The sequence below is a fragment of the Pantoea sp. sgz302252 genome (assembly GCF_047713085.1).
Lineage (GTDB): Bacteria > Pseudomonadota > Gammaproteobacteria > Enterobacterales > Enterobacteriaceae > Scandinavium.
Genome location: NZ_JBLFJW010000022.1, coordinates 1 through 25,756 on the forward strand (window position 1 = coordinate 1; position 25,756 = coordinate 25,756).

Annotated in this window: 18 protein-coding genes and 2 pseudogenes; 13 read left to right on the top strand and 7 right to left on the bottom strand. The window is 52.0% G+C overall.

The annotated features are described in order from the left end of the window. From ACLW56_RS16380 to ACLW56_RS16390, 3 genes are all read left to right on the top strand, one after another. Positions 1-1,368 (top strand): calcium-binding protein (locus ACLW56_RS16380; RefSeq protein ID WP_330984810.1); only part of this gene is annotated, 1,368 nt, incomplete at its 5' end. Positions 1,369-1,402: 34 nt separating this feature from the next. Further along, entirely contained in the window at positions 1,403-3,529 is a 2,127-nt protein-coding gene (locus tag ACLW56_RS16385) for a type I secretion system permease/ATPase (protein WP_330984885.1), read from the top strand. After that, the gene (locus ACLW56_RS16390) at positions 3,526-4,857 is read left to right on the top strand and encodes an HlyD family type I secretion periplasmic adaptor subunit (RefSeq protein ID WP_330984811.1); all 1,332 of its coding nucleotides are present in this window, start codon (positions 3,526-3,528) and stop codon (positions 4,855-4,857) included. Before ACLW56_RS16385 ends, ACLW56_RS16390 begins: the two co-directional genes overlap by 4 nt. Before the next feature lie 57 nt (positions 4,858-4,914). Here ACLW56_RS16390 and ACLW56_RS16395 read toward each other — a convergent pair whose 3' ends face one another. Together ACLW56_RS16395 and ACLW56_RS16400 are read right to left on the bottom strand one after the other, a co-directional pair. Continuing rightward, positions 4,915-5,706, bottom strand: coding sequence for a DUF2950 family protein (locus ACLW56_RS16395; protein ID WP_330984812.1), 792 nt, complete (start codon positions 5,704-5,706; stop codon positions 4,915-4,917). Positions 5,707-5,715: 9 nt separating this feature from the next. Then, complete coding sequence (locus ACLW56_RS16400) at positions 5,716-7,353, bottom strand: DUF3300 domain-containing protein (RefSeq protein WP_330984813.1); 1,638 nt, start codon at positions 7,351-7,353, stop codon at positions 5,716-5,718. A gap of 360 nt (positions 7,354-7,713) precedes the next feature. On the opposite strand from ACLW56_RS16400, the gene acnB reads away from it, so the two are divergent. The 6 genes from acnB (at position 7,714) to ACLW56_RS16430 (ending at position 15,028) form a co-directional block, all read left to right on the top strand. Then, complete coding sequence (gene acnB / locus ACLW56_RS16405; protein WP_330984814.1) at positions 7,714-10,311, top strand: bifunctional aconitate hydratase 2/2-methylisocitrate dehydratase; 2,598 nt, start codon at positions 7,714-7,716, stop codon at positions 10,309-10,311. A gap of 209 nt (positions 10,312-10,520) precedes the next feature. Beyond that, a complete protein-coding gene (yacL, locus tag ACLW56_RS16410) occupies positions 10,521-10,883 on the top strand; it encodes a protein YacL (RefSeq protein WP_330984815.1) in 363 nt (120 codons plus the stop codon). Positions 10,884-11,056: 173 nt separating this feature from the next. Then, positions 11,057-12,010: a 2-keto-3-deoxygluconate permease 1 gene (locus tag ACLW56_RS16415; RefSeq protein ID WP_330984816.1), complete on the top strand. Its 954-nt coding sequence runs from the start codon at positions 11,057-11,059 to the stop codon at positions 12,008-12,010. Next, the gene (dtnK, locus tag ACLW56_RS16420) at positions 12,007-13,278 is read left to right on the top strand and encodes a D-threonate kinase (protein ID WP_330984817.1); all 1,272 of its coding nucleotides are present in this window, start codon (positions 12,007-12,009) and stop codon (positions 13,276-13,278) included. The genes ACLW56_RS16415 and dtnK overlap by 4 nt, the downstream gene beginning before the upstream one ends. Further along, a complete protein-coding gene (locus ACLW56_RS16425; RefSeq protein WP_330984818.1) occupies positions 13,268-14,251 on the top strand; it encodes a D-threonate 4-phosphate dehydrogenase in 984 nt (327 codons plus the stop codon). The genes dtnK and ACLW56_RS16425 overlap by 11 nt, the downstream gene beginning before the upstream one ends. A gap of 9 nt (positions 14,252-14,260) precedes the next feature. Beyond that, positions 14,261-15,028, top strand: a complete 768-nt coding sequence (locus ACLW56_RS16430) for a DeoR/GlpR family DNA-binding transcription regulator (protein ID WP_330984819.1) — start codon at positions 14,261-14,263, stop codon at positions 15,026-15,028. Between the two features lie 102 nt (positions 15,029-15,130). Here ACLW56_RS16430 and ACLW56_RS16435 read toward each other — a convergent pair. The 3 genes and pseudogenes from ACLW56_RS16435 to ACLW56_RS16445 form a co-directional block, all read right to left on the bottom strand. Next, positions 15,131-15,208, bottom strand: a pseudogene (locus ACLW56_RS16435) (hypothetical protein); the annotation flags it as partial. Next, positions 15,207-15,299, bottom strand: a pseudogene (locus ACLW56_RS16440) (polyamine aminopropyltransferase); the annotation flags it as partial. The pseudogenes ACLW56_RS16440 and ACLW56_RS16435, both read right to left, overlap by 2 nt. A 108-nt stretch (positions 15,300-15,407) precedes the next feature. Then, positions 15,408-15,755, bottom strand: coding sequence for a YacC family pilotin-like protein (locus ACLW56_RS16445; RefSeq protein ID WP_330984820.1), 348 nt, complete (start codon positions 15,753-15,755; stop codon positions 15,408-15,410). Positions 15,756-15,898: 143 nt separating this feature from the next. On the opposite strand from ACLW56_RS16445, the gene cueO reads away from it, so the two are divergent. Beyond that, complete coding sequence (cueO, locus tag ACLW56_RS16450) at positions 15,899-17,464, top strand: multicopper oxidase CueO (RefSeq protein ID WP_330984821.1); 1,566 nt, start codon at positions 15,899-15,901, stop codon at positions 17,462-17,464. A 111-nt stretch (positions 17,465-17,575) separates the two neighbouring features. On the opposite strand, the gene ACLW56_RS16455 is transcribed toward cueO, so the two are convergent. After that, complete coding sequence (locus ACLW56_RS16455; RefSeq protein WP_330984822.1) at positions 17,576-19,966, bottom strand: glucose/quinate/shikimate family membrane-bound PQQ-dependent dehydrogenase; 2,391 nt, start codon at positions 19,964-19,966, stop codon at positions 17,576-17,578. A 207-nt stretch (positions 19,967-20,173) separates the two neighbouring features. Between ACLW56_RS16455 and hpt the strand changes: the two genes are divergently transcribed. The 3 genes from hpt (at position 20,174) to ACLW56_RS16470 (ending at position 25,003) form a co-directional block, all read left to right on the top strand. After that, positions 20,174-20,710 (top strand): hypoxanthine phosphoribosyltransferase, encoded by a 537-nt coding sequence (gene hpt / locus ACLW56_RS16460; RefSeq protein ID WP_330984823.1) that lies wholly within the window; start codon positions 20,174-20,176, stop codon positions 20,708-20,710. A 286-nt stretch (positions 20,711-20,996) separates the two neighbouring features. Beyond that, complete coding sequence (locus ACLW56_RS16465; protein WP_330984824.1) at positions 20,997-22,346, top strand: glycoside-pentoside-hexuronide (GPH):cation symporter; 1,350 nt, start codon at positions 20,997-20,999, stop codon at positions 22,344-22,346. 14 nt (positions 22,347-22,360) lie between these two features. Then, positions 22,361-25,003 (top strand): GH116 family glycosyl-hydrolase, encoded by a 2,643-nt coding sequence (locus ACLW56_RS16470; protein ID WP_330984825.1) that lies wholly within the window; start codon positions 22,361-22,363, stop codon positions 25,001-25,003. Between the two features lie 79 nt (positions 25,004-25,082). Here ACLW56_RS16470 and can read toward each other — a convergent pair whose 3' ends face one another. Beyond that, entirely contained in the window at positions 25,083-25,742 is a 660-nt protein-coding gene (gene can, locus ACLW56_RS16475; protein WP_330984826.1) for a carbonate dehydratase, read from the bottom strand. Positions 25,743-25,756 lie beyond the last annotated feature (14 nt).

The window sequence follows — 25,756 nt, forward strand, 5'->3', positions numbered from 1 at the left end:
CTGAGCGGCGGGGAAGGTAGCGACAGATATATTTTTCGCATCGGCGATGGTCAGGACCGGGTGAGTGATACTGGCAGGAACGCGGTAAATACCCTCGTATTCGAAGGGGCTGACTTCACTCAGGCGTTGATAGAGAAATCAGGAAACGATCTGCTTGTTCACGCATGGGGGGGCAGTGACACGCTTACACTCCCTGGCTACTTCACTTCAGAGATAAATCGTCAATTCGATATGGTCTTTGGCGACACCACACTGACGGTCAGCGACCTGGCAGGGATGGCGTTCTCGGTTTACGGCAATGAAAGCAGCAATAATCTCAGCGGCTGGGATAACGATGACACGCTTTTGGGTTATGACGGGAATGACACGCTGTATGGTGGGAAAGGTAATGACAGTCTGGATGGTGGTACGGGTGATGACAGGCTGAATGGTGAGAGCGGTAATGATATTCTGGACGGCGGTACGGGTAATGACAGTCTGAGCGGCGGGGACGGTAGCGACAGATATATTTTTCGCATCGGCGATGGACAGGACCGGGTGGCTGATACTGGCAGGAACGCGGTAAATACCCTTGTTTTCGAAGGGGCCGACCTCACTCAGGCGTTGATAGAGAAATCAGGAAACGACCTGCTTATCCATGCATGGGGGGGCAGCGACACGCTTACACTCCCTGGCTATTTCAGTTCAGATGCAAATCGTCAATTCGATATGATCTTTGGCGACACCACGCTGACGGTCAGCGACCTGGTGGGGATGGGATTCCCGGTTTACGGCAATGAAAGCGACGACATCCTCAGTGGCTGGAATAACGATGACACACTTTTGGGTTATGGCGGGAATGACACGCTGAGCGGCGGGAGCGGTAACGACGTTCTGAATGGCGGTACGGGTAATGACAGTCTGAGAGGCGGGGAAGGTAGCGACAGATATATTTATCGTGCTGGTGATGGAAAAGATAGTATTTATGAGCAGGGTTCAATGATTGATTATTCTGATGCAATTTTATTTGACGAGAATATTCTTGCATCAGAAACGCTTGTTTCAAGATCTACGAATAATTTAGTGTTATCTTTTTCCGAGGGTGCAGACAGTATCACGATTAGTAATTTCTTCATCTCAACAAACTATCAAGTGGAACACATTACATTTGCAGATGGAACTGACTGGGTGCCGGAAGATATCTTTAATTATATTGAAGATAATATTCCTCTCCCGCTGGCAGAAACGAGCGATAGTTCTTTTTCACTCAATTTAATGCAACAACAAATTTGCCAGTTTACATCCGATAATGCTAATGATGAAAATATGGACTCGGTTGGCTATTCTTTGGCGTCGGCCAGAACAACTACAGTCGAGCTTGTACAGTAATTATATTGGCCACTGAGGTTTCTCGGTGGCCAAAATGACAGGGATGTATAAATTGATTTCTTTAGAACAAGGTTTGTGGTCTTGCCTTTCAATTATTGCTCGTCATTACGGGATGGCGGTAAATACAATGGCGTTGCAAGGTAAATATGCTACGGATAATCATCACGACATTAAGGTTCAGTTTGTTCGCGCAGTACGTGAGACTGGTTTAAAATGCCGTTGTGTAGAGGGGGTCAATATAGCCGCCTTAAAAAAATTACCCCTTCCAGCTATAATTGAACTTCCAGAAACAGGTTATGTAATATTGTTGGCTGTAAAGGATGATGAGTGGTTAATCCAGCCAATAAGTCATGATAAACCCACGGTGTTTCATCCAGACGAAAATGACCACTATCATTTATTCCTTTTTACGCGCCGTTTTTCTTGGGGGGAGATCAAAAGCGAATTCAATCTGAATTGGTTTGCAAATGCATTTTGGCACTATAAAAAACTTATTGGTGAGGTTTTGTTGGCATCTTTCTTTATACAAGTCCTGGCATTGATCTCCCCTCTCTTCTTCCAGGTGGTGGTAGATAAAGTGCTTACTCATCAAAGTTTGACGACCTTAGATGTACTTGCGCTAGGTATGGTTGTGGTTTCACTGTTCGATGTTATTTTAAATGGCTTACGGAACTACCAATTGGCTCATACATCTCAGCGCATCGACGTAACGCTCAGTTCGCTGCTTTATAAGCATTTGCTGGCATTACCCTTGACGTGGTTCATGCAACGACAAGCCGGAGTGATAGTCGCACGAGTCCATGAGCTTAAAACGATCAGAGAGTTTTTAACGGGCAGCGCAATGTCCTTATGTCTTGATTTGTTTTTTACTTTACTGTTTTTTATCGTGATGGCTTTTTACAGCATTCCCTTAACACTCATCGTTATTGTCTCTCTGGTTCCCTACATATTGTTATCGATGTCGATTACTCCGATATTACGAGAACGTCTGGACGAGCAGTTTAAACAGGGGGCGAGAAATCAGGCTTTTCTGGTGGAGAGCCTGACAGGTATCGAGTCGGTAAAAGCCATGTCTGTAGAAAACTTAATGAACCGACGTTGGGATGAACAGGTCGCGTCATTCGTCACCAGTTGTTTCAAAACACAGAACCTTGGCAATATAGCCAGTCAGATATCGAGGTTTGTCAGTAAAATTACTAGTGTATCGATTCTCTGGTATGGCGCACATTTGGTTATTGAAGCTCAATTAACAGTGGGGGCATTAATCGCTTTTAATATGTTTGCCGGACAGGTGACAACGCCAGTTTTACGTCTGGTTCAGCTATGGCAAGACTTCCAGCAAGTCTCCGTGTCCGTGAAGAGACTTGGGGATATATTGAATATGCCCGTTGAACATCAAGAATGTACTGCGACCCTGGCTGAAGTAAAAGGGGCTATAAAATTTTCTAAGGTTTCTTTTTCGTGGCAAGTGGGGGGGGCTTCAGTACTGGATAATATCTCATTAACAATTCGACCGAAAGAGATCATTGGTATTGCAGGACGTTCAGGTTCAGGGAAAAGCACGCTTACGCGACTGATACAACGCTTATGTATTCCTACGAGCGGTCAAATTTATATAGATGGGATAGATATTGCTCAAACGGATCCTCACTGGCTCAGAAAACAGATTGGGGTCGTCCTTCAGGAAACACAACTATTTAATGGCACAATACGCGATAATATCGCGCTTGCCTTGCCGGAAGCTTCTCTTGAGCAGGTTATTGAGGCGGCCAATCTCGCGGGGGCGCATGAATTTATTAGCGAGTTTCCACAAGGTTATGATACGCCGGTGGGCGAACATGGTGGGCGACTCTCTGGGGGGCAGAAACAGAGAATAGGCATTGCGAGAGCATTAATTACAAATCCGCGGATCATCATATTTGATGAGGCAACCAGTGCATTAGATTATGAATCTGAATACATCATACAACGTAATATGGCTGAAATTTCTCGCGGCCGTACAGTGTTTATTATTGCACATCGTTTGTCAGCTTTACGCACCGCGAGTCGAATTTTAGTGATGGAAAAAGGGAAGATAGCCGAACAAGGCAGCCATAAACAATTGCTGGAACTGAAAGGTATCTACTCCAGGTTGCACGACCTGCAGGAGTCCGTTGTATGAAAGATACTCACTACCGGGAATTTTTGCCTGCAGTTTTGGAAGTTCAGGAAACACCGCCTTCTCCGGCAGGCAGAATGATTACATGGAGCATTATCATCCTCTTTGTTGTATCGATTTTGTGGGCCGCCTGTGGGCGTGTGGATATCGTTGCGGTAACGCGAGGTAAAATTGTTGTGAGCGATCTCTCTCGTCCGGTTAGCAGTTCTGTGGTGGCCCAGGTGATTGAGGTTGCGGTAAGCGATGGGCAGCACGTCCGCAAAGGAGATGTGTTAATCCGCCTCAACAGTAAAGCCCTTGAGGCCCGATATGAAGAAAATGTATTGCGGCAAAAAACGAATCGTTTTCATATCGCCCGGCTTCAGTTGTTGCGTAAGCATTATCAGGATATTGAAGCACCAGCAGAATTGCCTGCAGACTATTTCAGTGAAGACCCTTTATTCGGAAAGCAAGTGTCTCAACAGTTGGCTGCTGAGATCAATAACGATCGACAGGAAAAGGTGGTACTTCGGGACAGCATGGTCGTTCTTAATGCACAAAAAACCGGCTATCTTTCTCAAAAGGAACAATCGCTACGTTTACTCCCTATCTACGCTGAACAGCATCGTGCCTTATCGTCGCTGTATAAAAAGAATTTAACCAGCCGGGACAGTGTTCTTGAAATCCAGAAGAAACTTACCGAAGCGGAATTTGCTCTGAAAAGCGCTGAAGCAAAAGTGGTGGAGATAGGGGCAGGTTATCATCAGGCTGAATCCGAATATCAGGCCAGAATAACCACTAAACTAGAAAGCGTGGAGCAACAGCTTGCGGATAAAACGCTAGAAAACAGCATTCTGGAAAAACAATTAAAAGAATTAACCGGGCAAATTGCACAATATACCTTAGTGGCTCCTGTTGAGGGGATCGTTGACGCACTGGTTTTTCGGGATGCGGGAGGCGCAGTGGATGCGCCACAAGAACTTCTTAAAATTGTTCCTGATAATGAAATACTTAGTGCTGAAGTCATTGTGAGTAATCAGGATGTGGGATTTTTACGTCCAGGTCAAAATGTTACTCTCAAAATCGATACCTTTGATTTCACGCGATATGGATGGGTTATTGGCCGATTGCGTAAAATTTCCGCTGATGCTACTGAAGATAAAGACCAGGGGCTTATCTATAAAGCCACCATTGAATTGTCGCAAAAGCATTTAATTATTGATGGGCGAGAAATGGCGCTCGAACCTGGAATGCAGGTAACAGCTGAAGTAAAAACGGGGCGGAGAACCATCTTAAGTTATCTGTTAAGTCCGGTGATGGAAGCGCTCGATAGCGTAGGGAAGCAGCGCTAAGTTAGTGGGCCGGATGATCGAGCGGCCAGTCGCAAACCACCTGGCCGCTTAACTCTCTTACTGCACGGGCTGCCAGGCTTTATCCGTCCTGTAGGCTTCCAGAGCCTGGGCTTTTTGCTGTGACTCACTTCCCAGGTCGGTCTGATAAACGGTGTCATTCTGGTCAATCATAAAGCTCATGATCCCGGTTTCGCCGTATTTCACCGGCCAGGCAATCAGGGCAAAGCCCTCTTTTTGGGCATCGGGAAGAATGCGGAAGCGGTAACCGTGATAGCCCATGCCCGGCACGGTGGGGCTGAAGGCTGGCCCTAACGGGCTGGGTTCATCACCGGGCTGTGTGGGCCAGTACAGGCCGTCTTTTTTGCCTTCGCTGCTCAGCAGTTTGGCGGCGTAAATCTGGAAGCGCTGGTAATAGTCTTCCTGCGCATCAACATAGGCGTGCATCGCCTGAATGGCTGACAGCTCATTACGGCCAATCTCGCGGGTCTGAATTTCATCTTCCGCGCTCGCCATATCAAAATGCCAGCCTTCGGCGGTTTTCAGCATCGGGATGGGCAGTTGCCACTCCCCTGCGCCGACGTTCAGGTGCGCAACATCCCCGTTTTCCTCTATTTTATGACCGACTTTCCAGTCTCGCAGGAAGCGGGCAACGGCTTCAGGATCGGCCCCTTCCGGCGGCAGATATTGCCGCCAGTTATCGCCCAACAGGTCGTTCATGGCGGTTTCGTTATGCGTGGAGATGGCATCGACCAGTGCTGTGGCGGCCTTGTCCGGCGAGTCGAAATGCTGCTGCGCAAAAGCGGGCAGGGTGAACAGGGCGAGCAGACCGGCGATCGTTATTTTTTTCATGGCTCCTCCTTAGCGATGACGCAGTTCGCGATGTTGAGAACCACGTTCGATCTGTGGTCGGCTGTGGGTCTGGGACAAGTTGCGGCTTTGCGTGCCGCGTTGGCGCTGGGCCTCCCAGGATGGCGAGCGGCTGTCATTGCCGCTCAGGGCATTGGCTCGCACGTTCTGCAATTGCTGTTGGCGCTGCTGATGCTGTGCGGGTGTCACGGAGGCGTGATGTTCTTTCACCTGCTCGCGACGTTGTTGCTGCTGCGCTGTTGGGTTCTGCACATGAGATTTGGCATTTTCACGGCGCTGTTGCTGCTGCGCCGTTGGGTTTTGCAGCTTCTGCTTCGCCGCCACGCGGTTTTCCGGGGTGTCATAACCGCGGTAGTTGCTGCGCTGGGTGATTTTGTTCAGCTGCTGCGAAGCTGCCTGACGCTGTGAATCGCGGTTGCCCGCTGCTGCCACGCCGCCTGCGGTCAGCCCTTTCGCTGCCCCGTTGTGAGTGCTGTGCTGGAACTGATCGAGCGCCGCCTGACGCTGGCTGGTCAGATTGGCCGGGCTGCGCTGTGTGGCGCTTAGGCCGCCGGGCACGTTGGTCTGGTGGAAGCGCTGAGCCACGTTGTTGTTCGGGTACGGCACGTTGTTGCGGAACGTCGGGTTGTGCTGCCAGTTTACGTTCTTGCCATCAAAGTGCTGATTGTTGAAGTGGTTGTAGTTATTGACGTCGATATTAATGTTGTTGTTTCCGCCGCCGTGCCAGCCGCCGTGATCCCAGTCATCGTCGTGATGATAGTCGTCGTCCCAGTCGATGTTGCTGAACAAGGCGTAGGTGGTGGCGACGCCCAGGCTGAAGCCGAGGCCGTTGACGAAACTGTTGGTGAACTGCTCACCGGGCGTAGGGGGCAGGTAGACCGGTGGGTAAGCGGTATTCGGCCAGGTGCCGTAGACGGTGTTCGGGTTATAGGTTGGAACGTACACCACGTTCGGATCGGCTGACTCAATCTTGATGACTTGCGTCGTCGGGGATGGGGTGGTGGTCGTTGTCGTGGTGGTGGTTGTGCCAGACGCCGGTGGCGGTGCCGCCACTTGGGTGGTGGTCACTTTCTGCTGCGGCGAGGATTTTAAGGTGCCGGTTTGCTGGGCGATGTTACGCAGCTTTTGCACCGAATCCATCACATCCTGAGGCTGTGCCAGAAACGCGTTGCCTAAATCCTGCACCCACTGGGGGTTCTCGCCCATTAAGGACAGCAGCGCCGGGAAGGCAACCAGCGATTTTACGCTTGGGTCCCACGGTTGATTCGCCACGGCCTGCACGGCGGCATCGCCCTGCATGCTGGGGTTATCCTGCGACCATTGCACCGCCTGCAGCACGTTGCTTGGATACGTGGAGGCCATCAACACCTGCGACAGCAGATTGTCAGGGTAGAGCGCAATCGGCGCGACCCACTGATCAATTTGCGCGGGGGGATAAGTTGTGGCAGCAGCGGGTTGTGCCGCGACTGGAGCAGCTGGCTGCGCAGGTGCTGCCGGTTGTGCGACAACAGGAGCAGGCTGCGATGGCGCATCTGCCGCACGGCTCTGGATATACAGAGTTCCCGAAGCGGCGAGCAACCCGGCACTGCAAATCAGCGCAAGAATATGGGGCTTGAAGGGCAACGTCATTGTGGTCTCCTGGCGCAAAAAATTTGGCCTGATTCAGAGAGTATTGCCGAAAATAGCAACGATGACAGGAGTATAGGGGGACTTATTTTTTGTTTTTGACTTTAGTTGGGATCGCGACGAGAAGTCTGTAACCAGATAAGATTTTTATGTTTAAAAAAAGCCAATCGAGCGGCTTTATTCTGACCTTAACGATTCAGCCCATTATTTAATGTTGCTTTTTTGTAAACAGATTAACACCCCCCGGAAATCCTGCTATGCTGCCCGTCGCGGTATCGGGCATTTACCCTACAAACTGCTGTCTCACAGGAGAGTGAAGAGAACGCCGGCCGCATATGACAATGAGAGTGAGGAGATACCGTCGTGCTAGAAGAATACCGTAAGCACGTAGCTGAACGTGCCGCCGAGGGAATTGTTGCGAAACCTTTAGACGCAACCCAAATGGCCGCACTCGTCGAGCTGCTGAAAGCCCCGCCTGCTGGCGAAGAAGAATTCCTGTTAGACCTTTTAATCAACCGTGTTCCGCCAGGCGTCGATGAAGCCGCCTATGTGAAAGCCGGATTCCTTGCTGCTGTCGCCAAAGGCGAAGCCACTTCCCCTCTGGTTACCCCTGAAAAAGCAATCGAACTGCTGGGCACCATGCAGGGGGGTTACAATATTCATCCTCTGATTGACGCGCTGGACAGCGCTACGCTGGCCCCGATCGCCGCTAAAGCCCTGTCTCACACGCTGCTGATGTTCGACAACTTCTACGATGTGGAAGAGAAAGCCAAAGCGGGCAACAGCTACGCGAAACAGGTGATGCAGTCCTGGGCAGACGCCGAATGGTTCCAGAGCCGTCCAGCGCTGGCAGAGAAAATCACCGTCACCGTCTTTAAAGTGACTGGCGAAACCAACACCGATGACCTGTCTCCAGCGCCGGATGCCTGGTCTCGCCCGGATATCCCACTGCACGCGCTGGCGATGCTGAAAAACGCCCGTGAAGGTATTGAGCCCGATCAGCCAGGTGCTGTCGGCCCGATCAAACAGATCGAAGCCCTGCAGAAAAAAGGCTTCCCGCTGGCTTACGTGGGTGACGTTGTCGGTACCGGCTCTTCCCGTAAATCCGCAACCAACTCCGTGCTGTGGTTCATGGGCGACGACATTCCACACGTGCCGAATAAGCGCGGCGGTGGTCTGTGCCTCGGTGGCAAAATTGCACCTATCTTCTTCAACACCATGGAAGATGCGGGCGCGCTGCCAATCGAAGTGGACGTGAACAACCTGAACATGGGCGACGTGATTGACGTTTACCCGTTCAAAGGCGAAGTGCGTCACCACGAAACCAACGAACTGCTGGCAAGCTTCGAGCTGAAAACTGACGTGCTGATTGACGAAGTGCGCGCCGGTGGCCGTATTCCGCTGATCATCGGCCGTGGCCTGACCACCAAAGCGCGTGAAGCGCTGGGTCTGCCGCACAGCAACGTATTCCGTCACGCGAAAGACGTTGCTGAAAGCAACCGTGGCTACTCCCTGGCACAGAAAATGGTGGGCCGCGCTTGCGGCGTAGCCGGTATTCGTCCAGGCGCGTACTGCGAGCCGAAGATGACTTCTGTCGGTTCACAGGACACCACCGGCCCAATGACCCGTGATGAGCTGAAAGACCTGGCGTGCCTGGGCTTCTCTGCTGATTTGGTGATGCAGTCCTTCTGCCACACTGCCGCTTATCCTAAGCCGGTTGACGTGACCACTCACCACACCCTGCCAGACTTCATCATGAACCGTGGCGGTGTCTCGCTGCGTCCGGGCGACGGGGTTATCCACTCCTGGCTGAACCGTATGCTGCTGCCAGATACGGTGGGTACGGGCGGTGACTCTCATACCCGTTTCCCAATCGGTATCTCCTTCCCGGCGGGTTCTGGTCTGGTGGCGTTTGCTGCTGCGACAGGCGTTATGCCGCTCGACATGCCGGAATCCGTACTGGTGCGCTTCAAAGGTAAAATGCAGCCGGGCATCACCCTGCGTGACCTTGTGCATGCAATCCCTCTGTATGCCATCAAACAGGGCCTGCTGACCGTTGAGAAGAAAGGCAAGAAGAACATCTTTTCTGGCCGCATTCTGGAGATTGAAGGTCTGCCGGATCTGAAAGTCGAGCAAGCGTTCGAACTGACCGATGCGTCTGCTGAGCGTTCCGCTGCGGGCTGTACCATCAAACTGAACCAGGCGCCGATTGAAGAGTATCTGAACTCCAATATCGTGCTGCTGAAGTGGATGATTGCTGAAGGCTACGGCGACCGTCGTACGCTGGAACGTCGTATCCAGGGCATGGAAAAATGGCTGGCTGAACCTATGCTGCTCGAAGCCGATGCTGACGCAGAATACGCGGCCGTTATCGACATCGACCTGGCGGATATCAAAGAGCCAATCCTGTGTGCGCCAAACGATCCGGACGACGCGCGTCTGCTGTCTGATGTGCAGGGCGAGAAAATCGACGAAGTGTTTATCGGTTCCTGCATGACCAACATCGGCCACTTCCGCGCGGCGGGTAAACTGCTCGATAATCACAAAGGCCAGTTGCCAACTCGCCTGTGGGTCGCGCCGCCAACCCGTATGGATGCTGCTCAGCTCACCGAAGAAGGCTATTACAGCATTTTCGGCAAGAGTGGGGCACGTATTGAGATCCCGGGCTGTTCACTGTGCATGGGTAACCAGGCGCGTGTGGCGGACGGTTCAACGGTGGTTTCCACCTCGACCCGTAACTTCCCGAACCGTTTAGGGACGGGCGCGAATGTGTTTCTGGCCTCTGCAGAGCTGGCGGCCGTTGCGGCGCTGATCGGTAAACTGCCAACGCCGGATGAGTACCAGACGTTCGTGGCGCAGGTTGATAAGACCGCTGTAGACACGTATCGCTATCTGAACTTCGACCAACTCTCTCAGTACACCGAGAAAGCGGACGGTGTGATTTTCCAGACTGCTGTGTAAAAGCTAGCGCTAAAAATGTAGGCCGGGCAAACGCAGTGCCGCCCGGCAATTCTTTGCCGGATGTCGCTAACGCTTATCCGGCCTACAAAAGACAAAACCTCACTTCCTTCGACGTGGGGTTTTTATTTTCCACTCCTGACACCCGTCCCGCTTTTTATCTCCCTTCTATCTGCGATAATTACGCCAATGGCTTTGCAGAGGAAAACATCATGGATTACGAATTTCTGCGCGACATCACCGGGGTGGTGAAAGTGCGTATGTCGATGGGCCACGAAGTGGTAGGGCACTGGTTTAATGAAGAAGTGAAAGAGAACCTCTCACTGCTCGACGAAGTGGAAGCCGCGGCACAGGCCGTAAAAGGCACCGAGAACGCCTGGCAGCGAGCCGGGCATGAATATACCGTCTGGCTGGACGGGGAAGAGGTGATGGTGCGCGCCAACCAGCTTGAATTCTCCGGCGATGAGATGGAAGAGGGCATGAGCTATTACGATGAAGAGAGCCTGTCGATGTGCGGCGTAGAGGATTTTCTTCAGGTAGTGACGGCGTATCGGGAGTTCGTCAGCAAAAAGTGATCGTCAGTAGCGTTGAACGGCCGGGATTCTTTCCCGGCTTTTTTTTAACCAAAATGATTAATTGATTTTATATAATCATTTTAAAACTGTGATCTGGGACGATTGTGTCTTCATCATGATTAAATATAATCAATATGATTTTATTTAATCATGATGAAGACGGGTGGGACGACATGAATATCAAAAAAGCAATTGAGCGAGTTCCCGGCGGCATGATGGTCGTGCCATTAGTCATTGGGGCAATTATCAATACGTTTGCGCCTCAGGCGCTGGAGATTGGCGGCTTTACCACCGCTTTGTTTAAAAATGGCGCCGCGCCTTTAATTGGTGCTTTCCTTCTTTGCATGGGTGCTGGGATCAGCGTCAAAGCGGCGCCACAGGCCTTGTTGCAAGGCGGCACAATCACCCTCACAAAACTCCTCATCGCCATTGCTCTGGGGCTGGGCGTAGAGCATCTGTTCGGTACTGAAGGGATTTTCGGCTTAAGTGGTGTGGCAATCATTGCCGCGATGAGCAACTCCAACGGCGGTCTTTATGCAGCGCTAGTGGGCGAGTTCGGAAATGAGCGCGATGTGGGCGCGATTTCTATTTTGTCGCTGAACGATGGACCTTTCTTCACCATGATCGCACTGGGCGCGGCGGGTATGGCTAACATTCCAATTATGGCGCTGGTGGCGGTGCTGATCCCTCTGTTGGTTGGCATGACTTTGGGGAATCTCGACCCGAATATGCGTGACTTCCTGACCAAAGGCGGGCCGTTATTGATTCCTTTCTTCGCTTTCGCGCTTGGTGCCGGAATTAATCTTGAAATGCTTTTGCAGGGCGGCCTGGCGGGGATCCTGCTCGGCGTACTGACCACGTTTATTGGCGGCTTCTTTACCATTCGATCCGACCGCTTAGTGGGCGGCAGCGGTATCGCGGGGGCAGCTGCTTCAAGTACGGCAGGGAATGCGGTGGCAACGCCGCTTGCCATCGCGCAGGCCGATCCATCATTGGCCACGGTTGCTGCAGCGGCTGCACCGTTAATTGCCGCATCGGTTATCACCACCGCTATTCTGACGCCGATATTGACCTCATGGGTTGCGAAGAAACAGGCACGACAGGTGGCTCAGGAGAAAAACGCATGAAAATGATCGTTATCGCTGACGATTTCACGGGGGCGAACGACACCGGTGTGCAGTTGGCGAAAAAGGGAGCCAGAACGGAAGTGATGCTCAGTGCAGCACAGAAACCTTCACGCCGTGCAGATGTGTTGATCGTCAATACGGAAAGCAGAGCACTGCCCGCAGAGCAAGCTGCATACTCCGTTGGAGAAGCTCTTGCGTCGTGGTGTGAAAGGGCGACGCCGCCGCTGGTGTACAAGAAAATTGATTCTACCTTCAGGGGAAACGTTGGGGCAGAAGTCGTGGCAGCGATGCAAGCCAGTGGTCGTCGTATCGCCGTCATTGCGGCGGCCATCCCTTCTGCAGGACGCACCACGCAGAAGGGGCTTTGTCTGGTCAACGGAACACCGCTTCTGGACACCGAGTTTGCCAGCGATCCGAAAACACCGATTACCTCTTCGCGCATTGCCGAACTGATTGCACTGCAAAGTGAGTTGCCGGTTCATGAAGTCCATCTCGACGATCTCAGACGTGGGCGGCTCAGTGCTCTTCTGAAAGCCTGGGCTGATGAAGGCGAATGTATGGTCGTTGTCGATGCCGTGGAAGATCGCGATTTGATGTTGGTCGCTCAGGCACTTTGCGAGCAAAAGCAGTTTCCACTGATGGTGGGAGCGGCGGGCCTCGCCAATGCTTTGCCCGTCAGTCTCTTTATGCAGGAACAGCAGGCGCTACCCGTGCTGGTGGTTGCCGGATCGATGAGCGAAGCCACGCGCAGACAGGTCGATCGTGCGCTTTGCGAAGGGCGGGCGGACGTTGTCGATATCGATGCATCCCGCCTGATTTCTTCGTCGTTTGCCTTCGAAATCGCTGCTGTTGCAGAGCAAGCGTGCGCACAGCTAAGTCGCCAGCACCATACGATTTTACGTACCAGCCGAAGTGCGCAAGACAGGCAGTTGATTGATGAGTTATGCCAGACGGCCGGAATGAACCGTCAGCAACTGGGTGAAGTCTTAAGCCAACGTATCGGGGAAATCACGCTAAAAATTCTGGCACAGGCGCGAGTCGGCGGCCTGTTTCTGACAGGGGGCGATATTGCTACTGCGGTTGCCAGCGCGCTGGGCGCAGAGGGATATCGAATTCAGAGCGAAGTCGCACCCTGCATTCCTTGCGGGACATTCATCAACAGCGAACTGGACGATTTGCCGGTGATCACCAAGGCCGGGGGATTTGGTTCAGACAGCACGCTGTGTGATGCGCTTTATTTTATTGAGGAGATGTACTGTGGGCACTAAGATTGTTGCAATCACCATGGGCGACCCTGCGGGGATTGGGCCTGAAATTATCGTTAAAGCACTCACCGAAGATGACCTCAACGGCGCGCCGCTGGTCGTGGTCGGCTGCCTGCATACACTGAAGCGTTTACAGGCTAACGGTCTGGCTAAGGGCGTTGAATTTCGCGCTATTACCGAGGTAGCAGCAGCACGCTTCACGCCTGGTGTCATCCACGTGATTGATGAACCGCTGGCGGAACCCCAGGCACTGGAGCCAGGTAAAGTGCAGGCTCAGGCAGGGGATCTTGCTTATCGTTGTGTAAAACGAGCCACGGCGCTGGCGTTGAAAGGAGACGTTCAGGCCATCGCCACCGCACCGCTAAACAAAGAGGCGCTGCACCTTGCCGGGCACAACTATCCAGGGCACACCGAGCTGTTGGCGACACTGACCGAAAGCCGCGATTACGCAATGGTGCTTTTTACTGACAAGTTGAAAGTCATTCATGTCTCTACCCATATCGCCTTGCGTAAATTCCTGGATACGCTGAACACACCTCGCGTAGAAACCGTTATCGGCATTGCTGATACTTTTCTCAAACGCGTGGGTTACGCCAAACCGAGAATCGCCGTCGCTGGAGTGAATCCGCATGCGGGCGAAAATGGTTTGTTCGGTGATGAAGAGAGCCGTTTCCTGGCACCTGCCATTGCCAGCACCAAAGCCAAAGGTATCGACGTTTACGGGCCGTGCCCGCCAGATACTGTTTTCCTGCAGGCCTACGAAGGGCAGTACGATATGGTGGTCGCGATGTATCACGACCAGGGGCATATTCCGTTGAAGCTGTTAGGTTTTTACGACGGTGTAAACATTACCGCTGGTCTGCCATTCATTCGCACGTCCGCGGATCATGGGACTGCGTTTGATATCGCCTGGACGGGAAAAGCAAAATCTGAGAGCATGGCCGTATCGATCAAACTGGCAATGCAACTGGCGTAATTCCCTGTTATGAAAGGACAACACCGTCTGGATAATATTGTGGCGTATCTGAAAAACCATACGCTGGTTACGGTAGAACAATTGGTTGAGGCGGTTGATGCTTCCCCGGCCACTATCCGACGTGATTTGATCAAACTCGACGAACAGGGCGTGATCAGCCGAAGCCATGGCGGCGTTGCGCTACGCCGCTTTGAACCTGTGCAACCCACCACCAATGAAAAGCAATTGCGATCGCCCGCAGAGAAAAAGGCGATCGCTCGTTTTGCTGCCTCGTTAGTTAAAGCGGGTGATGCAGTTGTTTTGGATGCCGGAACCACCATGCTCGAACTGGCAAAATGTTTAACGCATTTGCCACTGCGGGTGATTACGGTGGATTTGCATATTGCGCTGTTCCTGTCGGAGTTCAGGCAAATTGAGGTCACGATTGTCGGTGGCCGAATTGACGACAGCAGTCAGTCCTGCATTGGTGAGTATGGCCGTAAAATGCTGCGCAGCGTTTTCCCGGATATTGCGTTCATGAGCTGTAACTCCTGGGGCGCAGAGACTGGGGTGACAACACCGACAGAAGACAAAGCAGGGCTGAAACAGGAAATCATCGCTAATGCTCAGCGCAAAGTCCTGTTAGCCGATAGCAGCAAATATGGGGCGCACTCGCTGTTCACGGTGGCAACGCTCGAAGACTTCACGGAAGTGATCACCGATTCACATCTTCCACAATCGGTACAAACTGAGTTAGCCCGGCGAGATATCGCGCTTAAGTTAGTTCAGCCAGAATAACAGCGCCCGCGGGCGCTGCTGGTCGTGGCTCACACGGCCGGCATATTCCGTCCGTAGTAGATTTCACGCATCTCTTTCCACAGTAAATCCGTAATTGCTTTGCGCTCCCTGTGGTTCGTAGTCCTGCCGCGCGATATTAAGAATATTGGCGCCGATAATCGAGCAGGTCTCAGAGAGGATCCGTCTTCTCGTGATACAGCACGTTTTCGACGGTAAAGTACTGACCAAACTGGTCGTGCAGCGTTTCATGCCACACCTTGTTATTGGTCATGGGTTGAACCCTCCTTCGTTAACACCCCGTCAAAATGGGCGCAACATCATAGCCAACAATGACCGTGGATGCACGGTCGTTATTTCAGCAAGGTGAGTTCAGTGGGGCTTATTTGACGTAGGCAAGCAGGCTCAGGGAATCACGGGCCAGCGCTTTGCACTTTTTTGAGGTCGGGATGCGGATGCCACTGAGATCACGATAGCTGTCTTCGCCCAGCGCTTTCATGTTGAAGGTATCGTAGTTGCTGAGATCCCACTGATTTTGCTGAGCAAAAAAGACCAAAGCACGACGAATTTGCTGGTTCGGTAAATTCTGGTAACCACAGTCGTTTTTCAGGAACACAAACACCGCCGTCAGATCGGCCATATCTTCGGCCTCGGATTCGCTTAACGCATAGCTATTAGAGGAAATTGCCAGCAAAGCACCGAGTACCACAGTTCTGAAAAACGTCTTCATTTTAATTACCATTGCATCCACGAAATTCAACGTTAGCACACTTCTCAGGCCTGCGCAGGGCTTTATTAAGGGATTCTTCTTGACCTTCCGGTAAGGGCAGGGTTTAAGCTCATTTAATCGCCAGTTGTCAAAAGGGAGTGAAGATGCAACGTCGTGAATTTATCAAATTAGCCGCCGCCGTCGGGGTCGCCAGCGCTTTACCGTTATGGAGTCGTAGCGTTCTGGCCGCCGAACGTCCACCTTTACCGATCCCCACTTTGCTCACCCCCGATGCCCACAATCGCATCACGCTAACGGTGCAAAGCGGAAAATCTCAATTCGGCACGAAAACTGCGACAACGTGGGGCTATAACGGCAACCTGCTGGGGCCTGCTTTGCAATTGCAACAGGGCAAGGCGGTGACGGTAGATATCCGCAACCAGCTTGCAGAAGAGACAACCGTTCACTGGCATGGGCTTGAAATCCCTGGTGAGGTTGACGGCGGCCCGCAGGGCGTTATCAAGCCCGGCGCATCCAGAAGCGTGACGTTTACGCCGAGCCAGCAAGCCGCAACCTGCTGGTTCCATCCCCATCAGCATGGCAAAACCGGGCATCAGGTGGCGATGGGGCTTGCCGGGTTAGTGCTGATTGAAGATCCGCAAATTCATAAACTGCTGTTGCCCAAGCAGTGGGGCATTGATGATGTGCCGGTGATTATTCAGGACAAACGCTTTACCGATGCGGGTGAAGTGGATTACCAGCTCGATATCATGACCGCCGCTGTCGGCTGGTTCGGTGACACCTTGCTGACCAACGGTGCGATTTACCCCCAACACGCCGCGCCAAAAGGCTGGCTGCGCCTGCGTTTGCTTAATGGCTGTAACGCTCGCTCGCTGAATCTGGCGGCCAGTGATAATCGTCCGTTGTATGTGATTGCCAGTGACGGCGGCCTGCTCGTCGAACCGGTGAAACTGAACGAACTGCCGATGCTGATGGGCGAACGTTTTGAAGTGCTGGTGGACATCAGCGACGGGAAAGCTTTCGATTTGGTGACATTGCCAGTGAATCAGATGGGTATGGCGGTTGCGCCGTTTGATAAGCCTCATCCGGTGATGCGCATTCAGCCAGTGCAAATTTCTGCTTCGGCGACGCTGCCGGATAGCCTCGCAACGCTGCCAGCCCTGACAACACTTGAAGGGCTCACGCAGCGCAAACTACTGCTGTCGATGGACCCGATGCTCGACATGATGGGCATGCAGGCGCTGATGAAGAAGTATGGCGATCAGGCCATGGGCGGGATGGATGATGGGCAGATGATGGGCCATGGTGGAATGCAGAGGGATCACGGCAACATGGGCCATATGAATCACGGTGGCAAAGGCTTTGATTTCCATAACGCCAACCGCATTAACGGCAAAGCCTTCGATATGGCGAACCCGATGTTTGCAGCCAGCCGCGGTCAGTTTGAGCGCTGGACGATATCCGGTGAGGGCGACATGATGCTGCACCCGTTCCACATCCACGGCACGCAGTTCCGAATTTTGTCCGAGAATGGCAAGCCGCCAGCAGCGCATCGCGCGGGCTGGAAAGATACGGTGAGAGTCGAAGGCGCGGTGAGCGAAGTGTTGGTGAAGTTTGACCATGAAGCATCGAAAGAACATATGTATATGGCGCATTGCCATCTGTTAGAGCATGAAGATACGGGGATGATGCTTGGGTTTACGGTGTAAAAAAAAGCCGGGTGGCGGCTAGCACCTGACCCGGCCTACAGTTTTGAACATGCGCTCATGTTTGACTATGTTGTAGGCCCGGCCAGCGTAGCGCCGCCGGGCAATTCCTTTTTATTTCGCTTCATCTGGCAAAGCGTAAGCCACAATATAGTCGCCCATCCTGGTACCAAACGAACCATGACCCCCCGCAGAAATGACTACGTACTGCTTGCCATTCACTTCATAGGTCATCGGCGTTGCCTGGCCACCGGCTGGCAGACGGCCTTCCCACAGTTTGTCACCGTTAGTCATATTGTAGGCGCGCAGATAGTTATCCGCAGTGGCCGCAACAAACAGCACGTTACCGGCGGTGGAAATCGGGCCACCCAGCATGGGCATCCCCAGATTGAACGGCAGTTTAAACGGCATTGGGAACGGCAGGCTGTCCTGCGGCGTACCGATGCGTTTTTTCCACGCGATCTGGTTGGTTTTCAGATCCAGAGCAGAGATATAACCCCAGCCCGGCTGTTTACACGGCAGGCCAAACGGAGACAGGAACGGGTTCAGCGTGACGCCAAACGGTACGCCGTACTGCGGCTGAATACCGGTTTCTGTTCCTGAACCTTTCGCATCTTTAGGCGGCTCGATTGGGTTGCCAGGGCCACGAGGCATCAAGCGTGAAACGAACGGCAGGGCAATCGGGTTAGCAATAGCAACCTGACGGTTCGGATCGACGGAAATACCGCCCCACTCAAACATCCCCAGGTTGCCCGGGAACACCAGCGTGCCTTGCTCTGACGGCGGAGTGAAGATGCCTTCATAGCGCAGCTGGTGGAACATCACGCGACAGACCAGCTGGTCGAACATCGTCGCGCCCCACATATCCGCTCCGCTCAGATCTTTCTTCGGACGGAAGCTCAGATCGGAGAACGGCTGCGTTGGGCTAAGGCGATCGCCTTTGGCTGGGCCTTGTGGCACGGGTTTTTCTGGGGCAGGCACCACCAGTTGACCATTACGACGGTCGAGCACAAAGATGTTACCGGTTTTCGCCGGAGCGTAAACGACTGGCACGGTTTTACCGTCAACGGTGATATCCGCCAGCGTCGGCTGAGACGGTTGGTCCATATCCCACAGATCGTGGTGAACGGTCTGGTAGCTCCACGCCAGTTTCCCGGTGGTGGCATTCAGCGCCACAATCGCGCTCGCATAGCGTTCCTGCTCTGGTGTGCGGTTACCGCCCCAGATGTCGGGAGTGGTCACACCCATTGGCAGATACACCAGATCCAGCTTCGCATCATACGCGGCAGGTGCCCACGAGTTCGGCGAGTTCAGGCTGAACTTGTGTTCGTCATTAGGGATTTCATTGGGATCTTTCGCGCCTGGGTCAAACGCCCACAGCAGCTTACCGGTGTTAACGTCAAAACCACGAATCACGCCAGAGGCTTCACGGGTTGAGAAGTTATCGGTGACGGAACCCGCAATGACGATGGTTTTGTCGGTAACGATCGGCGGTGACGTCGGCTCATACATGCCTGGCGTGGTCACTGGCTGGTTAGTCTGCAGGTTCAGCACGCCTTTGTTGGCGAAGCTTTCACACAGCTTGCCGGTATCGGCATTCAGCGCAAACAGACGGCCATCGTTCACCGGCAGCAGGATGCGGCGCGGACAATCCGCCACCACGTCAGTGGGCGCGCTATCCGCTTTGGCTTCATGGTAAGAAACACCACGGCAGGTCACGTGCTGGAAGAAGGTGTTGGTGTTGAGCTGTGGATCAAAATGCCACTTCTCTTTCCCTGTTGCAGCATCAAGCGCGAACACGCGCTGGTGAGCGGAGCAGAGGTAAAGCATGTCGCCCACTTTAATCGGCGTCACTTCATTGGTGATTTCACCCGGATCGTTCGGCTGCTTCAGGTCGCCGGTACGGAATACCCAGGCTTCTTTCAACTGGTGCACGTTATCGGCGTTGATTTGCTTGAGCGGTGACCAGCGTTGACCTTCCTGGTTGCGGCCATAAGCTGGCCAGTCCTGATCGGCTACCTGAGAAATCGGCGCGGCAGGCGTCACATCAGTGCTCAGCGTGCCGTTGATTTCCTGTGGGTCGTGGAAGCCTGCCCAGGTGAGGATGCCGCCGGTAATCAGCAGAACCACCACCAGTGCCGCGACCGCGCCTGCAGAAGGCACAATCAGGCGACGCGAAACAAACGGCAGAATCAGCCAAATGCCGAAGAACACCAGAATGTCGCTGCGCGGTGTCAGCGCCCAGAAGTCGAAGCCGACTTCCCAGACACCCCAAATCATGGTCGTCAGCAGTACCAGCGCATAGAGCCAGAGTGCAGCACGCTTACCGCGCCAGAGCATCGTGGTCACCGCCAGCATCACCAGCCCGGCGATAGGGTAGTACCAGGAGCCGCCCAGCGAGACGAGCCAGATTCCCCCGATCAGCAGATACAGCCCGCAGAAGGCTGCAAACAGCGCCGTCAGCTTCACCAGAAGCCCGGTCTGTTGTGGTTTTGTTTCCGCCATAGAAAGCACACCTATTAAGTTGTTAATTTTTTAGTAGCAATTAAGTATAGGATTTAACAAATGTGATCGGAATCGCAAAATGAGCTTTATTATCTCATTCACCGAAGAAATCGATTTGCTGGTATACTGCATGGCTTGCCGATCAATGCCGTAGACCAGTGGCTACGGGGTTGAGAGATTTATCTCTGAAATCAGATGGTTAGTGAAATGAAACAGACTGTTGAAGTGATGATCCCGGAAGCGGAGATCAAAGCGCGTATTGCCGAATTGGGCCGTGACATTACCGCACGTTATCAGGACAGCGGCAGCGAGATGGTGCTGGTTGGCCTGCTGCGTGGCTCATTTATGTTTATGGCAGACCTGTGCCGTGAAGTGCACGTCTCCCATGAAGTCGATTTTATGACGGCCTCCAGCTACGGCAGCGGTATGTCGACCACCCGTGATGTGAAAATCCTCAAAGATCTCGATGAAGATATTCGCGGCAAAGATGTGTTGATCGTTGAAGACATCATCGATTCCGGTAACACGCTGTCAAAAGTGCGTGAAATCCTCAGCCTGCGCGAGCCGAAGTCTCTGGCGATTTGTACGCTGCTGGATAAGCCAAGCCGCCGTGAAGTCGACGTGCCGGTAGAATTCGTCGGCTTCTCCATTCCTGATGAGTTTGTTGTCGGCTACGGGATTGATTACGCTCAGCGTTATCGCCATCTGCCTTACGTGGGCAAAGTGGTGCTGCTCGACGAATAAACAAACATTTTCTGACGCTGACGCAGCGCCTGTCAGCGTCAATCGTGATAACTGTCCTTCCTTGTTTCCCCCATTTATTTTCATTCCCTTCTTTTTATTTTTATGAGGCTTTCGTTTTGTTTTCAATATTCTTTTTTATTGAATGACGATCACACTCACAGAAACAAAACAAAACCATTTATCGTATTGTTGACCGTGCTAGGCTGTGATTCGAAAGATAGCGTAAGTTTATGGATTTCATTTCATTACTCTGGATTTAGCTGTACCAGTAAAGAAGGAGTTTAAAATGAGCAGCGGTTACAGTGTCAGTGCAATGGATAAAGTGTCTCGGCGAACGTTAGTGAGTTATACGTTGGGTGCCGCAGGTGACAACTTTATTTTTATCATGATCGTCACATTTTTGATGATGTACTATACCGATTATGTTGGCCTGCCTGCCCAAACGGTGGGAACGCTATTTTTAGTTACTCGTATCTGGGATACCGCCTCGGATCTTATCTGGGGAGTATTGATTGATAATACGCATACCCGGTATGGGAAATTTAAACCTTATCTGGTACTGGGCGCGACGGTAGGGAGCATTGCTCTGTTTGCAACTTTCTCTGTGCCGGATATTTCCCTACAAGGAAAAGTTATTTATGCCTATATCACATACTTTTTGTTAAGTACGGCATTTACTTGTTTTGATGTCCCTCTTTTCGCATTAGCGACAGTGGTGACTAAAGATCCGCAGCAGCGTAACCGTCTTGTTTTTACAACGCGCTCCGGGGCGATGGTTGGCCAATGGATTGCCAGTCTGATAACGATCCCTTTACTGTTGATCTTCAAAGATAACTGGTCGATGGTGGCAGGTTGCTATGCCCTTTTCTTTTTTGCTACGGCAATGCTTACTGTTGCGAATGTGAAAGAAAACTATATTACTGGAAATAAAGAACGCCACTCCGCCTCACTTTATCTCTGGCTGATAAAACATAATCGTCCTCTGGTTATCCTGATGGGGTTCTGGATTTGTTTTAATTTCGTCATTTCAGCCCGCGTGGGATTCGGTCTCTATTATTTTAAATACCTCTTTCACAGTGAAGCCGCGATGGCGACATTCCTTGGTGCATCAACTTTTGTCACAGTTATTGGGGCTGTTTTTGCCACGGTATTTGTTCGACGATTAGGCAAGAAAAAGCTGTGCATGGGGTCTGCCATTCTTTTAGGTTCTGCTTGTTGTCTGCTGTGGTTTGTGACCTTATTACCCGTATCATGGGCGATTATTTTGCACTGTATCCCGAATTTCTTTCTGGGCATTCTGGGAGTCACGCTGGGTGGAATGTTGCCGGATACCATTGAATATAACGAATGGAAAAATGGCAAGCGTGCAGAAGGCATGATCTTCTCATTGAATATGTTCCAGCTTAAATTTTCAGGTGCTGTAGGTGGGGCATTGACCGGCTTCATTCTGGCATGGGTTGGTTATATACCTAATGTAGAACAGACCACAACTGCGGCAAACGGTATTAATATAGCCTTTACCTTACTGCCTGGTGCCTTGTTTATCTCCATGAGTTTTCTCCTGATTCGCTACGAATTAATAGAAAGCCATTGCGAAGAGATTGTTATGGCGTTGAGAGAACGCACCACGGAATAAGGTGAGGAGTAAAAATGAAAGTTTATACCGCTTCGCATACTCGTGAAATTGCTTTGCCCATGGGGGGGATTGGCGCTGGTTGTATCAGCCTTGCGGGGAATGGCCGACTTGTTGACTGGGAAATTTTTAACCATCCAGATAAAGGGCGTAATAACGGCTATAGCCATATTGCTGTTAAAGCCAGTAAACAGGGGGAATGTGTAGATGCCAGAGTTCTTCATGGTCCTATTCAGGAGCGACTGACGGGCAATTACCATTTGAGCAAACGGTTAAAGAAAATGCATGCCGGATTTGGTTTTGGCCCTGATAGTGAAACGCTCGCGGGTATGCCGCATTTTAAAGAAAACACCTTTTGCGGTAATTATCCTTTCGGCAAGGTTCAGTTTTTTGATGCGCGATTTCCCGGCAACGTCAGCCTGGTGGGTTTTAACCCCTTTATTCCTGGTGATGATAAAAATTCCAGCATTCCGGCAGCTTTTTTTGATATCGAAATTGAAAACACCACTGCAGACACGCTGGATTACAGCATTGCCCTTTCGGTGAATAATCCGCTGGCGCAAGGCAATACGCGCAACAGTCATCATCATGAAGACGGCGTGCATCGGATGGACTTCAGCCAGAATGTCTATCCAGACAGCGATCCGCGATTCGGAGAGATGTGTATTGGCACTGATGCGGAGGACGTAAGCTGGCAGCAGTGTTGGTACAGGGGGACCTGGTTTGACAGCTTGTCAATATTCTGGCGTGAATTTCTCCAGCAGGAAAGGTTCTGCGACAGGCAGTATGACGAGCCTTCTGCGCTCCATCATGATACCAGCACGTTGGCAGCCCATATTACGCTGGCACCGGGTGAACGCAAAAATGTGCGTTTTGTTATCGGCTGGTATTTCCCACGAAATTATAACTTCTGGCAACGCTGGTATGACAAACAGACTGAAGAAGTTCTTCGTTATGAGGATTACCGCGGTGAAGAAACCTGGCGGAATTACTATGCCACTCAGTTTACGGGAGCAGGGCAGGTGGTTGGCTATGCGTTTCAGCACTGGAAGGAACTGGTGAAATGGAGTGAGAGATTTGCCCGGCAACTTGAGCATTCCACGTTGCCTGAAGTGGTGAAAGAAGCTATCAGCGCCAACCTTTCTACGCTGAAAACACCTACCTGCCTGCGGCTGGAGGAAGGGGAGTTCTATGGTTTCGAGGGAGGACTGGACAACATAGGCAGCTGTGAGGGGTCCTGTCTTCATGTCTGGAATTATGCTTACGCGCTACCGTATCTGTTTCCACAGCTTGAACGCAGTATGCGTGACCTTAATCAGCGCTATAACCTGCGCCCTGACGGCAGCCTGGCCTTCAGGTTGATGCTGCCGTTAGGCCAGTCAGTATTTGACTTCCGCGCCTGTGTTGACGGTCAGTATGGCGAGGTGATCAAGATTTATCGCGACTGGAAAATCAGCGGCGATAATGCGTGGCTACGAGAAAAATGGCCAGCGGTAAAAGCGATGATTGCCTTTGCCTGGGATCCTGAAAACCCGGACAAATGGGATCTCAATCGCATAGGGGTGATTTCCGGGCGTCAGCATCACACCCTGGATATGGAGTTGTTTGGGGCAAACAGCTGGCTTACTGGCTATTGGCTTGCGGCACTGAAATGCGGGGCTGAAATGGCTGTATTGATGGGGGAGCCTGAGACCCAACAGCAGTGGAACACTCTCTTTATACAAGGTAAACGCTACTGCGATAGTGCGTTATTTAACGGGGAATACTATTGCCAGACGGATAACCTCCGGCAGCGTGACGTGTTGGATCCTTACTTTATCGAGACAGAAAAAACGTGGAATCTGGATGAAGGAACGCTGTATGACTTTTACTGGAATGAGGAAAAACAAGAGATTAACTATCAGATAGGCAATGGATGCGCGATCGATCAGGTTATTGCGCAGTGGCATGCCAACCTGTGCGGTCTTGGAGAGATTTTTGATAAGCAACAAGTGAAAAGTGCCCTGGAAGCCATCTGGCGCTATAACTTCCAGTCTGCGGATGAACGCTGGAACCCTTGTCGGTTATTTGCGGTGAATGAGGAAAAGGGTGTCGTGATTTGCGAGTGGCCAAAAGGTGATAAGCCGTGGCTCGGCATCCCTTACGCAGAAGAAAATATGTGCGGTTTTGAATATCAGGTCGCAGCGCACATGATTCAGGAAGGGATGATCGCGCAGGGGGTTGAGATCGTCCGCGCGATACGAGACAGATATGATGGGGCGAAACGAAATCCATGGAACGAAATGGAATGCGGCAGCCATTATGCGCGTTCTATGGCCAGCTATTCGCTACTGCATGCTTTCAGCGGTTTCACCTGCGATCTGCCGCGAGGGCAACTGGCATTTCGTCCTGTCACCCGTGATGGAGAGCAGCGTTACTTCTGGGCTGTCGATGGCGCATGGGGAAGCATTTCGTGGGATGAGCAGGGGGCGAGCCTGCAGGTTGAGTACGGAAAACTTTCGCTGCAAACGCTGATACTGGAGTGCTGGTCGGACTTACGCCTCTGTGAAGTCAGATTGAATGACACGCCTGTTACTGCACAGCAGCAGGAAATGACCTGGTACATGCGTCAGCGGTTAACAGCAGAAGATACGCTGACATTACATCCCCTGGCGAAATAAGAGGAAAGCCGGTCAGTTAAACTGATTGGTACCCGGCTTTTTTGATAAAATCCCGAAACGCTAAGCGTCCGGGATTTTTTTATTTGTGGTTAATACGTGTGTGCAGGTTGGACAGCGCCTTGCGATAGCCCTGTTCCAGGCTTTCACGGTTGGTCGCGCTCACGTCGAGATCGCGCAGCAGGCCGTCGTGAATGCCGTAAGCCCAGCCGTGGATATTCACTTTCTGCCCACGTTTCCATGCTGACTGCATAATGGTGGAGTGGCCGAGGTTGTAGACCTGTTCCATGACGTTCAGCTCGCACAGGGTGTCCATGCGGCGTTCCTGAGGCATTTCGCCCAGCAGGGAACTGTGTTTGAACCAGATATCACGGATGTGCAGCAGCCAGTTGTTGATAAGACCCAGCTCTGGGTTCTCTACCGCTGCCTGTACGCCACCGCAGCCATAGTGACCACAGATGATGATGTGCTCGACTTCCAGCACATCTACCGCATACTGAACCACAGAAAGACAGTTCAAATCGGTATGGATGACCAGGTTGGCCACGTTACGGTGAACAAAAAGTTCGCCAGGTTCCAGACCCGTCAGGCGTTCCGCAGGGACGCGACTGTCGGAGCATCCAATCCATAGAAAGCGCGGTTTCTGCGCCTGCGCCAGTTTTTCAAAAAAACCGGGATCCTCTTCCACCAGCATTTTTGACCATAGTGCATTGTTGCTGATGAGTGTATCTATGTCTTTCATGGAGGTTAATGACC